The sequence below is a fragment of the Deferribacter thermophilus genome (assembly GCF_049472675.1).
GTDB classification, from domain to species: domain Bacteria; phylum Chrysiogenota; class Deferribacteres; order Deferribacterales; family Deferribacteraceae; genus Deferribacter; species Deferribacter thermophilus.
The window spans coordinates 48,061-60,445 of sequence record NZ_JAPNXM010000004.1; the positions used below are offsets into that span (position 1 = coordinate 48,061).

Genomic DNA, 12,385 nt, shown 5'->3' on the forward strand with positions numbered 1-12,385 from the left:
AAGAGGGTGGTGTCAATGAAAAAGATTTTTGAAACATTAGACAAATGGCTTGATTATTTGAATATGACAGTGATGACAGTAATGATGGCTTTAGCTACAATTGTAGCTTTTATAAATGTTGTATTGAGATATGTTTTTAATTCATCTTTGGTGTGGGCAGGAGAGTTGACTTCTTATCTTTTTATTTGGTCAGCGCTTTTTGGAGCAGCTTATGGTTTTAAAATAGGTTTGCATATAGGTGTAACTGCTGTGATTCAATCATTAAAACCTAAAATAGCTAAGGTAGTATTGACTATATCTTTGATAGTAATTTTTATCTATTTATGCTTACTGGTAAAATGGGGTTATGATTTTGTTATTTTTAATTATGAATTAGAGCAGGTTTCAATCGACCTACATCTACCTTTCTGGATTATTTATCTTTGCGTTCCAATTACAATGAGTATAGCTGCATATCAGGTTTTATTAAAAATAATAGCGACATTAAAGATACCTGCAGATAAATTTAGTTATGATATGATTATGAAGGAGCAGCACTAATGGTGGCGATAACATTATTTGGACTTTTGTTTTTGTTTTTATTAGTTGGGATACCAATTGCTGTGTCATTAGGCTTATCAACTACAATAACAATGCTACTGTTTACTGATCAGCCAACACTCGTTATTGCTCAAAAAATGTTTACTTCGATAGATAAGTTTGCCCTTATGGCAATACCTCTTTTCGTTTTGGCTGGAAACTTTTTATCTCAAGGTGGAGCTGCTGAAAGAATAATAAGATTTGCAAAGGCTGTTGTGGGGCACTTGCCTGGTGGCCTTCCAATGAGTGCTATTTTTGCATGTATAATTTTTGCGGCAGTTAGTGGTTCATCACCTGCTACTGTTGCAGCTATAGGTTCAATTATGATTGGTGCTATTCAGGAAGCTGGTTATTCACCTAAATTCTCTGTAGGTTCAATTGTGTGTGCAGGGTCTCTTGGTATTTTAATACCACCTTCCATTGTATTGATTGTGTATGGTGTTACAGTTGACCAATCTATTGGTAAGTTATTTATGGCTGGTTTTGTTCCAGGTGTTTTTCTTGGGACAATGTTGATGGTAGTGACATATATTGCGGCAAGAAGAGCAGGGTTTAAAAAGGAAAAAAGAGCTCCATTTTCGGAAATATGGAAATCATTTAAAGAGGCTTCATGGGGGCTTTTTGTTATTGTAATAGTTATTGGTGGTATTTATGGAGGTATATTTACACCAACTGAGGCTGCTGCTGTATCAGCTGTCTATGGATTTTTCGTAGTGAAATTTATATATAAAGATTTAAAATGGAAGATGATTCCAAGAGTTATCATGACATCTGCAGCTACATCTGCTATGATACTGTTTATTATTGCTAATGCAATGCTTTTTGCTTACTTTTTAACAATCCAGCAGATACCTCAGGCTCTGGCTCAGTGGATTATTGATATGAATTTTAATAAAGTGGTATTTTTGATATTTGTAAACATCTTGTTGTTGATAGGTGGTAACTTTATGGAGCCATCAAGTTTGATTATGATTGTAGCTCCATTGATATATCCTGCAGCTGTGAAGCTTGGAATTGATCCTATTCATCTTGGTGTAATTATCACTGTAAATATGGAAATTGGTATGCTTACTCCCCCAGTAGGTTTAAATCTGTTTGTTGCTAGTGGTATTTCAGGTATGAACTTGCAAGATGTTATTAGAGCTTCTATGCCTTGGTTCTTTGCTCTTTTAATAGGATTACTTATAATAACCTATATTCCACAGATATCGCTATTTTTACCAAATCTTATTTACCGTTAGTCAATGGGGGAGGGCTACCCCCTCCCCCCTCTTTTTTTACTCATAACTTGCAAATTTTTTAGGGTCGAGATGTTTAATAGTTTTGATAGGCAATAACCCCGCAAAAATTACAAACAGCACAAGGACTAAGAGTAAAAGTGATGTTTTTAAAAAATTGACATGATACTCAATTGACCAGCCAAAAGATTTTGTATTTACCACTTTGATGATTATTACACTTAAAACACTTCCAAGTAAGACTCCGTAAAAAACACCAAAAAAACCGATTACAGCTGCAGACAGTGTGTAGATTTTAGATAAAAGTCTGTTATTTGCACCTAAATATTTTAAAATGCTAATCTCTTTTCTTCTCTCAAGGGCTACTGCATAGAGCATATTCCCCACGCCAAGCAGTGATACAATAAGAGCTATCCCCTGAATAGCATATGTAATAGCAAAGCTCTTATCAAAGATTTTGATAACCTTTTTCCTGATAACATCGTTATTGAAAATATCTAAACTTCCATCTTGATTAATTAAGTTTTCTAATTTGCTGATAACACTATCTGCATCAACCCCTTTTTTGAGATAAATACTGACCTGAGTAAATTTTAATTCGTCCCAATACCTTTTTTGAAAAGAGTTATCAAAGATTATAAATCCATTTACAGTAAAATAACTTGTAAAAATTTCTCTGATTTTAAATTTTTCCTTCCCATTTGGCGTGTCAATTTCTATAAAATCCCCTACTTTTAAACCGTACCTAATTTTAAAATACTCTGAAACAGCAACACTTTTTGTTACTTCAAAATTATCGATACCGTTATGATACTTTTTAACAACCTTTTCCTCCCCGAAACCTAAAAGTATCTCTTTCCCTTTAAAAGTCCCCGGCATAGCACGAAAAGTGCTGACAGCTTCTACCCCATCAACAGTTTTGATTTTATATAACATATTTTCATCAAGGGGCTCAAAACAAAAATTGGACGAACAACTTGCGGACTTGATAAAAATATCTGCTCTAAGGTTGTTATCTATCCATTTTGTGAGTGAAATTTTAAAGGAATCTATTAAAGTAACCATGCTGATAACAAGCGCCGTTGAAATAGCTACACTTATTAGTGCAATGGCAAATCGGTATGAGCTACTGAAAATATCTGCAAAAGATATAAAACCTGCTGTCTTAAATATCTTTTTCATAAATTTTTCTATAAAAAGTATAAGCTTTTCAAGATATAAAAACGCGGCAGCACAAAAACCAATCAGTATAAAAAAAACTCCCACATATGATAGATAAGGATACTCAGAAATATTGTAGTAATAATCAAAAAAGCTAAACATTATTCCAACCGCGATGAAGAAAAGTCCAACTAAAAACCAAATTTTATAATATTTTTTAAATTTAAGCTCAAAAGTCCCTCTTCTTACAGTTTCCACAGGGTTTACCCTGGCTGCTTCTATCGCAGGAAAGACAGAGGATAAGAGTGAGATGCAAATACCCAAAAAAACAGCATAAAATGAATATGAGTTAAACGAAAAAATGTTTTTTATATAAACAGGTTTGAAGATTGTGCTAATTGTCTCTTCAACTACTGCTGAAGAATATATGTTTAAAATTTGTCCTAATAATAGCCCTAAAATTGAACCCAAAATACCAAGGAAAAGTGACTGAAAAATAAACAAAAATAAAATCTGCAATTTTGAACTTCCCAATGCCCTCAATGTGCCAATTTGTTCTCTTTTTTTGACAACGGTAATAAAAATAGTATTAAAGAGCATAAAGAATCCTACTAAAAAAGCTATAAAGCTTATAAAATAAAGGTTCATCTTGAATGATTTTAAGATTTCCCCCTGATTTTTTATAAGCACAGACTTCTTTTGCAAAAGAAGATTTTCAGGCAACAAAGATTTTATCTCATCAACCTGTTCTTGTTTTAAATTTACATCAATCCTTGATACTTTCCCAAAGAATTTAAATTCTTCTTGAAAATTACCAATATCCTGATAAATACCAGAAGGCACTTGCTCTGAATTTATGATACCAGCAATAAAAAACTTTTTTCTTCCATCTGCATTTAAGAAAAGCTCATCATTTATTTTTACATTTAATCTTTTTGCGATGTCATCAGTAATAAATATTGTATTTTGTTTTTGAAAAAAACTCTGCAAATCTAAATTTGAGTCTGTTATGTTAATATTACTGTTTTTTATTACTTTAAGTGAATCTATTGCAAATAAAGGGATAACTAATCTTTCTCTTTCTGATTGAGCATTAATTTTTATGACAGGGTAATTTCTTATCTGTTTACCATTTAAAATTTTAATTATACTCTCGTCAAAAGGTTTGCCAAATTTGTCATTTATCTCATAATTTGCTATTGGATTTAATTTTTCAATATCACTTGACATACTTTTTATTGCACTTTGGGTGGAATTCAAAATAGATAAAAACATGCCCACTCCAAGAGCTACACCAAAAATGGATATAAGGCTAAAGAGCTTTTCTTCTTTTAGATTTCTCAAGGCAAAAATAAATATAAGTCTTAAACTGTTAATCACTTATCTCATCTCTAATACGGCCATCTTTAATACGGATTACTCTATCGGTAAATTTTGCAATCTCTTCGTTGTGAGTGACCATAACAATCGTAGTATTATATTTTTCATTTAAACTCTTTAAAATGTTTAAGATTTTTTCACCAGTGAGTGTATCAAGGCTTCCTGTGGGCTCATCAGCCAAAATAATTTTAGGCCTTTTTATTATTGTGCGTGCTATTGCAACTCTTTGCTGCTCACCACCTGATAGTTGATGTGCAAAATTATCTATTTTGTGTTTAATATCAAGGATATCTAATATCTCTTTTATCTCATCTTCTTTATTAATGCCATTTATCAAAAGTGGGATTAAGACATTTTCATAAACTGTAAGATTGTTGAATAAATTAAAAAACTGAAAAATAAAACCTATATACTTTTTTCTAAATTCAGTTAATTCTTCTTCATTAAAATTTGTAATATTTATACCATTAATTATAACTTCTCCAGTATCAGGTTTATCCATTGCACCTATTATATTTAAAAGTGTGGATTTGCCTGAGCCAGATGGGCCCATTATTGATACAAATTCTCCATCTTTGATATATAAATTAATATCTTTTAAAACTTTTGTTTCGCCATAACTTTTACATACATTTTTAAGAGCTATCATCAATTTCTCCAGTATTTTTTACAATATTTCAATATCCAGTGAGCTCCATATAAGCTTTCCCCTGAAAATCCCCATAAACCTTACAAGCACCTTCGTAATAATAATTAAACGTTGATTTTGAAGCTATAAACTCTTGATTCTTAACAAGAGATTCCACAAATATCTTTTTATCATCAATCTTAATTTCCCATTTTATAGGGTATTTTGCAGAGGTTATTTTTGATTTGTAAAATTTTAAAGGCTTAAGTTTTACTCTATCAAAAACAAGATTCATTTTATTGCCGTTTTTATCAATAATTGCAGCGTATGAGCTTTTGTCAATTTTACCATCTTTATTTTTAATTTGATAAATGATAATCTCTTTGCCATCATCAAGCATAATTGAAAACCAGTCCCAACCTTTTAATTTATCGGTGCTGTAATCTGAATTAATTTCTCTGTCAAACCAGCTTTCCCCCGAAACTGAATATTTTTTCTCATCAATCTGTAAATATCCGGTCGTTTTCATCCTTGTAATTGAAAAATATAGTGAAGCACATTCTTCACATCCGTAAATCTTATTTGAATAACCGTTTTCCCCGTTTAAAATAGGATTTTTGGTAGGTATCAATTTAATATCAATACTAAAGTTTTTAGCTTTTGCTTTTATGTCAAATTGTTCAATGCTACCGGTAACCAAATCATCAAAAACCTTTACATACAATTTATTATCACTTGCTGCAGCTTCATTATAAGCTCCTCTTGATGTATCATCTTCAAAGTAATATTTTTGATTGTTTATATCTGTTATTGCAAAATGAGAAATATAAATCCTGTTTAGCCCAAATTTGCTTTTATACTTTTTCTTATTCACATTTACTACAAATATTGTAAGCTCATAGCCAAATTTTTTCCCATCATTTGAATTTAAATGCCCTGTAAAATACCACCACTGACTTACAAAATTATCTTTATAATAAAGGTCATTAGGCAAATTTATACGGTCAGTTGCCTTTAATTTTACAAAGTCTGATGCAAAAGCAAAATTTGTAAACAAAAGTAATATCAAAATAACTATTCTCAAACACCAACCCTCATAAGATATCTATTCATATTAAATTTCCTTTTAAGGCCATTTTCTGACATATACCTCACTTTGTCAAAAATTTCTCTCTCTTTAAATGCTCTGTCATGCATCCCAAAACACCATGCAATACCCGCATAACCGTTTGGATCTCTTCCATCAAGAGCATATTTGTCATTTAAAAAGATTAGATTTTCGTAGGCAGGCTTCATCGACTTAGACCACTCTATGACTTTTTTACCCCAATACATACGCATATAATTGTGAATTTTACCTTTATTTATAAGCTCATATTGGGCTGCATTCCAAAACTTGTCATGAGTTTTACAACCTTCTAACTCATTTAAAGTATAAATATATTCTCTTTTATCTTTTTCATGGGTTTTTAATGTATTTTTAGACCACTCAGGCAAAAATGTGTAAAGATTATGAATATCATCAGTATAGTAAGTAAAGTTGTGGGCTAATTCCCTTCTTACAACAAGCTGCTCAAATAGGGTTTCATAATTTTCAGGATTAGTTTCTATTTTTAAAGCCTCTTTTAAGATTTTAATAGGACTGATAAATCCAAAATGTAGATAAAAACTCAAATTTGACTCAAAATCAAAGGCAGGGTCTCCTCTTTTCTCTGCAAAGTTATCATACTTTTCATTTAAAAAATCTCTCAGAAGCTTATCAGCTTCACTTTCTCCACCTTTGAAATCAACTGGTTTGAGGTAATAAACTGATTTTAATTTATCAATAACCAAACTATCCAAATCATTTTCCAGCTCAAAATTATTATCCCTATAATCAAAAATCACAAAATCGTTTAAAAATTTTTCTTTTAATTTATTAATTTTAGGTCTTATCGTATATGCTCCGTATTCACGCTTTGAGCTTGCAACCTGTACAGGCACAACAAGATTTGTATCAACCTCATAAATTGTAAGATCATTATTTTTATAAATTTTATTTCTCAAATCTCTAAGCCATTTTAAGTATGCCTTATCTGTTATAAGCATGTTGGCATCGTTTAGATATTGAGGCAGAATTTCTGTAAAAGAGCCTACTTTAACATGGAAAGATATCTTTAAATCATTAAATTTTTCTACAAGCTCCAAAATACCGTCGATAAAAAATTTAAAATGCCTGTTATTGGCATCTTTATAGTTAAAATCGACCACTACCAAAACTTTCAACGGCAAATTTTTATTTATAGCCAAATATTTTGCAAACTCAAGGCTGTGGTTATATTCTACTCTGAAAGCACCCTGCATCCAATAAAGGATATAATCCCTTTTTTTGGATGATTTTTTTACACAAGTAACCCTTTCAAGATAATTCATTCGCCTGCCTGATTATATCTTTTTGCATAAGTTTGAATATAATTTTATGAAATGGGAGCATTAAATACCAGTAGATTCTTCCCGCAAGCCCCTTCGGATAAAAATATGCTGTAATTGTAAAATCATCATCTAAAATTGAAAACTCTAACCACGCCTTGCCGGGTAACCTCATTTGTGCTTCAAGTAAAAGCCTTTTATTTTCAACAATATCTATTACCTTCCAAAAATCTATGCTATCCCCTATTCGCAAGTCCCCTTTTCTTCTTCCTCTGTTAAGCCCATACCCGCCAACAAGTTTATCAATCAAGCCTCTAATCCCCCAAAGGAAATTTAAGGCAAACCATCCATTTTCGCCACCTGCTGATTTGCACACCTGAAAAATGTTATACGCCTTGTCTTCATCTATTTTTGTGAAATATCTGTCCACATAAATCGCCTTTGACACTTCCGGCACAAAAGGGACATCGCAAACTTGTGATTTGCTACTGTCGCACCATCTGCTAATCACCTGATTTTTTTTAATCTCTTCTATTGATAGTCTTACAGCTTCTTCAAATTCTGTAACCTTTACATCAGGGAAAATCTTTTTTGCATTACTGTTTTCAATAATACTTTCATGTTTGAGCCCCATTACAAGCTCTCTTGCTATGTCAAAATTTACAGGGAAAAAAGTATCAACCAATAAGAAGATAGCCTTGGAGTTAAGAGTGGAACAGATAGAATATACCTTTTAAGCCCCAATACTTTTGCAGTCTTTAACACCATATCTTTGAAAGTCATAGGTGACACACCTATATCAATCTTGGCTGTTTTATAATAATCAGACAAAATTGCAGATTTTAAATATTTAATTACATCACCAATATATACTGGTGATGTAAGTGTATTTACCCATTTTGGTGCAACCATTACAGGCAATTTTTCTACAAGACTTCGAATTATTTCAAAACTTGCACTTCCTGAGCCAATTATTACCCCTGCCCTAAACCATAAACATGAAACTTTAGGTGAGCTGCTTAAAATCTCACCGGTAATATATCTGCTTTTTAGATGAACGCTTAAATTTTCTTTATTGCCAAGACCACCCATATAAATAACTCTTTTTACAGATTGCTTTTCACAGATCTTGATAAAATTTTCCGCACTCTTTTTTTCAGCCTCCAAATAATCCTTATCACTACCCATCATATGAATAAGATAGACTGCCGTATCAACACCTTCCAAAGCTTTTTCAAGAATCTTGATATTAAAGGTATCCCCTTCAAATACATTACATCTGCTTTTAAACTTTTCTTCTAATTTATTGGAGTTTCTAACTAAAAGATTAATTTCAATATTTTCGTTAAATAGCTCTTCAGCAAGTCTTCTGCCTACAAATCCTGTCACACCGGTTAATAGTATTTTCATATTTATATCTTACCATACATATATTAAAAAATAAACTTGTAATGATTTTAAATTAGATTTTTATAGACTTTAATTTTTTTATATATATTTTACTGAAAAGAGGTGAAAATGGATCCTGTTACTCATATTGGAAGCGGACTTTTAGGCGGCTCATATTTAAAAGATAAAAAAAGTGACAAAAGTATATACATAATTTCAGTGATAGGCGCACTTTTGCCGGATATTGATAATATCATTGGACTTGCTAATAATCCTCAGCTTTATCTGATTCATCACCGCGGGATAACTCACTCTTTTTTAGGTGCTATTTTACTTTCATTCATATTGGCACTTTTATTAAAATATATTTTTTTTCGTAAAACAGATTTAAAAAAGATATTTTTAATTTTTACATTTTTCAGCTTTGTTCACATATTTTTGGATTTAATTACAAGTTACGGCACACAGATAGCTCTCCCATTTACAAATGAAAGATACACTCTTGAGTGCACATTTATAATAGATCCTATTTTTACAGTCACTATATTGATATTCTTTTTCATTTCAAAAAAACTTACTTCTAAAAAAATGAGATTAATATTGTTTAGCTTTATCTTTGTTTATCCTCTGTCAAATTTAGCACTTAAGGAAATTTATACGAGCATGTTAGAAGCAAAATATCCTGATAAAAAGGTTTACTTGACTCCTTCTCCATTTACACCAATTTATTGGAAAATCATTTTAGAAGATAGTTCTTTTTACTATGTTACCACTAAAAAATTATTTGCTGAGACTCATAATGCTGATTTTGCAGTATATAAATCCCTAAAAAACTCATCATTATCAAAACTATTTACTGTTGATGGCTTTTTGAAAACATATTATTGGTTTCTAAAGTATCCTATTGTAAAACAAATTAGTAATAATGAGTATAAGATATCTGATCTACGATTTATAATAAATTTTAAAAATTTAAAAAGAGAAGCGCCATTTAGTTTATTTTTGATAACAGATAAAAACAGTAATATAAGATATTACTATAACTTTAAAAAGTAAAAGGTGGGCTTATAGCCCACCTTTTTTAGTAATTTCTATTCATTAGCATTCTGCGAATTTCTACAATTGCTTTTGTTGGGTTAAGCTCTTTAGGACATGCCTCTACACAGTTGTAAATTGTATGACATCTCCAAACGCCATGCTTATCATTTAATATTGGCAATCTTTCGTCAGCTCCTTCATCCCTTGAGTCAGCAAGATATCTCCATGCTCTCAAGAAAGCATTTGGTCCAAGATAATTTTTGTCAGCCCAGTAAGAAGGACAAGATGAAGAACAGCAACCACAAAGGATACATTCATAAAGGCCATCGAGTTTTTTCCTGTCTTCTGGAGATTGATAAAATTCTTTGTCAGGAGTTGGAGATTTTCTAATTAAATATGGTTTAACAGTAATAAATTTTTGGAAAAAGTCTGTTACATCAACAACAAGGTCTCTCATTACAGGCATACCAGGAAGAGGCTGAATTACAAGATGATCAGTACCAAGATCTTCAATTTTTGTAATACATGAAAGCATATTTACGCCGTTTACATTTATACCATCAGATCCACAAACACCTTCACGGCAAGATCTTCTAAATGAGAGTGTAGGGTCTTGCTCCCATTTAATCTGGTTTAAACCTTCTAAAATAAGCATACCCTTTCTACGAATTTCTACTTTGTATGTTTGATAATATGGCTCTTTATCCTTTTCTGGGTCATATCTAAATATTTCAAAAGTAACATATCTGTTCATAACTATCGCCCCCTATCTTAATATACTCTTGGTTTTGGTGGGAATGGATCAACAGTAAGAGGCTTCATTCTTACTGGTCTATACTTAACCTCAAATTCGCCATCTTCATAGAAAACCTCAGTATGCTTTAAGTAGTTTTCATCATCCCTTTCTGGATAATCATCTCTATAATGTCCGCCACGAGATTCTTTTCTTTCAATAGCAGCTTTAGTAAGTGCTTTTGCTACCATAATCATATTATTTAGTTCTAATGCTTCAATTAATTCAAGATTATAGATATTTGATTTATCATTAACTCTAAAGTCATCCATTTTCTTTTCTAATTCATTTATTTTTTCTAAAGCCTCTAGCATCCCTTCTTCTGTTCTAAACACGGAAACATTTCTCTGCATTGTTTCTATTAACTCGTTGTAAATTGAGCCAAATGTATATTTACCATTTGAGTTAGCAAATTTTTGGAGTAAATTGATACCAAAATCACCTGCATTTTCTTTTAATGGCACAAGTGGATTATTTAGAGCCCATTTTGCAGCTTGTTCACCAGCTGTTCTACCAAATACAACTAAGTCAAGTAGTGAGTTTGTACCAAGCCTGTTTGCTCCATGAACAGATGCAGCAGCACATTCACCAGCAGCAAAGAATCCTGGAACTGGCTCTTCAGGGTTTTCACCTTTAGCTTTTATTACTTGGGTTAAGTAATTAGTTGGAATACCTCCATTTTGATAGTGAGCCGTTGGAACAACAGGGATTGGTTCTTTAGTACAGTCAACGCCAGCAAATACAAGTGCTAATTCGTGAATACCTGGAAGTTTTTCCATAATAGCATCTGCACCAATATGATCTATTTTTAATAAAATATAATCTTTATTAGGTCCAACACCTCTACCTTCTAGAATTTCTCTCATCATAGAACGAGATACGATATCCCTTGGTGCAAGATCTTTGATGGTTGGAGCGTATCTTTCCATAAACCTTTCGCCATTTGCATTAAGAAGTATACCACCTTCACCGCGAACCCCTTCTGTGATGAGGTTGCCTGCACCGTAAATACCTGTTGGGTGAAACTGGAAAAACTCGGCATCACACCATGAGAAACCAGCTCTCATTGCCATTGCAATACCGTCACCAGTATTGATGTGAGCATTTGAATTTGTTTTAAAAATTCTACCACTACCACCAGTAGCAAAAACTACTGCTTTTGCATGGAATATATGAAATCCACCATTTTGAATATCCCAGCAAAGAACACCATTTACTACGCCATCATTAGTTAATAACTCTAAAGCATAGAATTCGCTAAAGAAGTGTGTACCTTGAGCCACTGATTTTTCATATAGGGTTTGAAGCATAGCATGACCTGTTCTATCTGCTGCATAGCAAGCTCTTTTTACAGGTCTTTTGCCAAATTCTGCAGTATGTCCACCAAATGGTCTTTGTGCGATTTTACCATCTGGTGTTCTACTAAATGGTAAACCTATATGCTCAAGTTCGATAATCATTTCTGGAGCTAATCTGGTCATATATTCACAGGCATCCTGATCAGCCAAGTAATCAGAACCTTTTACAGTATCAAACATGTGCCAATGCCAGTGGTCTTCTTCTAAATTTCCCAATGCTGCAGAAATACCACCCTGAGCAGAAATTGTATGACTTCTTGTAGGATAAACTTCTGAAATTACAGCTGTTTTACAGTATTGAGATGCTACCTGTGCAGCATTAAGTCCTGCACCACCAGCACCAACTATTATAACATCAAACTTATGATATTCAACTTTCACAGACATAACTTTTACCCCTCACTAAAATTTT

The 12,385-nt window shown here is 32.3% G+C and carries 11 protein-coding genes; 3 read left to right on the top strand and 8 right to left on the bottom strand.

Annotated features, from left to right (window positions below; translation table 11 throughout):
* Window positions 1-15 precede the first annotated feature (15 nt).
* Both OWM07_RS04855 and OWM07_RS04860 read left to right on the top strand, forming a co-directional pair.
* The gene (locus tag OWM07_RS04855) at window positions 16-540 is read left to right on the top strand and encodes a TRAP transporter small permease (protein ID WP_423302545.1); all 525 of its coding nucleotides are present in this window, start codon (window positions 16-18) and stop codon (window positions 538-540) included.
* A complete protein-coding gene (locus OWM07_RS04860; protein WP_423302546.1) occupies window positions 540-1,820 on the top strand; it encodes a TRAP transporter large permease in 1,281 nt (426 codons plus the stop codon). Before OWM07_RS04855 ends, OWM07_RS04860 begins: the two co-directional genes overlap by 1 nt.
* Window positions 1,821-1,856: 36 nt before the next feature.
* On the opposite strand, the gene OWM07_RS04865 is transcribed toward OWM07_RS04860, so the two are convergent.
* Genes OWM07_RS04865 through OWM07_RS04890 form a run of 6 tightly spaced genes read right to left on the bottom strand, consistent with a single transcriptional unit; the run spans window position 1,857 to window position 8,805 of the window.
* Window positions 1,857-4,358, bottom strand: coding sequence for an ABC transporter permease (locus tag OWM07_RS04865; protein WP_423302547.1), 2,502 nt, complete (start codon window positions 4,356-4,358; stop codon window positions 1,857-1,859).
* A complete protein-coding gene (locus tag OWM07_RS04870; RefSeq protein ID WP_423302548.1) occupies window positions 4,351-5,007 on the bottom strand; it encodes an ABC transporter ATP-binding protein in 657 nt (218 codons plus the stop codon). Before OWM07_RS04870 ends, OWM07_RS04865 begins: the two co-directional genes overlap by 8 nt.
* A gap of 28 nt (window positions 5,008-5,035) precedes the next feature.
* Complete coding sequence (locus OWM07_RS04875; RefSeq protein ID WP_423302549.1) at window positions 5,036-6,070, bottom strand: lipocalin-like domain-containing protein; 1,035 nt, start codon at window positions 6,068-6,070, stop codon at window positions 5,036-5,038.
* Entirely contained in the window at window positions 6,067-7,398 is a 1,332-nt protein-coding gene (locus tag OWM07_RS04880; protein ID WP_423302550.1) for a deoxyribodipyrimidine photo-lyase, read from the bottom strand. The genes OWM07_RS04875 and OWM07_RS04880 overlap by 4 nt, the downstream gene beginning before the upstream one ends.
* Complete coding sequence (locus tag OWM07_RS04885; protein WP_423302551.1) at window positions 7,385-8,029, bottom strand: DUF2867 domain-containing protein; 645 nt, start codon at window positions 8,027-8,029, stop codon at window positions 7,385-7,387. The genes OWM07_RS04880 and OWM07_RS04885 overlap by 14 nt, the downstream gene beginning before the upstream one ends.
* A gap of 26 nt (window positions 8,030-8,055) precedes the next feature.
* Complete coding sequence (locus OWM07_RS04890) at window positions 8,056-8,805, bottom strand: NAD(P)H-binding protein (protein WP_423302552.1); 750 nt, start codon at window positions 8,803-8,805, stop codon at window positions 8,056-8,058.
* A 108-nt stretch (window positions 8,806-8,913) separates the two neighbouring features.
* Between OWM07_RS04890 and OWM07_RS04895 the strand changes: the two genes are divergently transcribed.
* Window positions 8,914-9,840, top strand: coding sequence for a metal-dependent hydrolase (locus tag OWM07_RS04895; protein WP_423302553.1), 927 nt, complete (start codon window positions 8,914-8,916; stop codon window positions 9,838-9,840).
* Between the two features lie 25 nt (window positions 9,841-9,865).
* Here OWM07_RS04895 and OWM07_RS04900 read toward each other — a convergent pair whose 3' ends face one another.
* Both OWM07_RS04900 and sdhA read right to left on the bottom strand, forming a co-directional pair.
* Window positions 9,866-10,576, bottom strand: a complete 711-nt coding sequence (locus OWM07_RS04900; RefSeq protein WP_423302554.1) for a succinate dehydrogenase iron-sulfur subunit — start codon at window positions 10,574-10,576, stop codon at window positions 9,866-9,868.
* 17 nt (window positions 10,577-10,593) lie between these two features.
* The gene (sdhA, locus tag OWM07_RS04905) at window positions 10,594-12,360 is read right to left on the bottom strand and encodes a succinate dehydrogenase flavoprotein subunit (protein ID WP_423302555.1); all 1,767 of its coding nucleotides are present in this window, start codon (window positions 12,358-12,360) and stop codon (window positions 10,594-10,596) included.
* Between the last annotated feature and the right edge of the window lie 25 nt (window positions 12,361-12,385).

Coding starts and splice junctions, on each gene's coding strand:
- OWM07_RS04900 (WP_423302554.1), bottom strand. CDS start 10,576: ATGAACAGATATGTTACTTTTGAAATATTTAGATATGACCCAGAAAAG.
- OWM07_RS04880 (WP_423302550.1), bottom strand. CDS start 7,398: ATGAATTATCTTGAAAGGGTTACTTGTGTAAAAAAATCATCCAAAAAA.
- OWM07_RS04870 (WP_423302548.1), bottom strand. CDS start 5,007: ATGATAGCTCTTAAAAATGTATGTAAAAGTTATGGCGAAACAAAAGTT.
- OWM07_RS04895 (WP_423302553.1), top strand. CDS start 8,914: ATGGATCCTGTTACTCATATTGGAAGCGGACTTTTAGGCGGCTCATAT.
- OWM07_RS04860 (WP_423302546.1), top strand. CDS start 540: ATGGTGGCGATAACATTATTTGGACTTTTGTTTTTGTTTTTATTAGTT.
- OWM07_RS04855 (WP_423302545.1), top strand. CDS start 16: ATGAAAAAGATTTTTGAAACATTAGACAAATGGCTTGATTATTTGAAT.
- sdhA (WP_423302555.1), bottom strand. CDS start 12,360: ATGTCTGTGAAAGTTGAATATCATAAGTTTGATGTTATAATAGTTGGT.
- OWM07_RS04885 (WP_423302551.1), bottom strand. CDS start 8,029: ATGGGGCTCAAACATGAAAGTATTATTGAAAACAGTAATGCAAAAAAG.
- OWM07_RS04890 (WP_423302552.1), bottom strand. CDS start 8,805: ATGAAAATACTATTAACCGGTGTGACAGGATTTGTAGGCAGAAGACTT.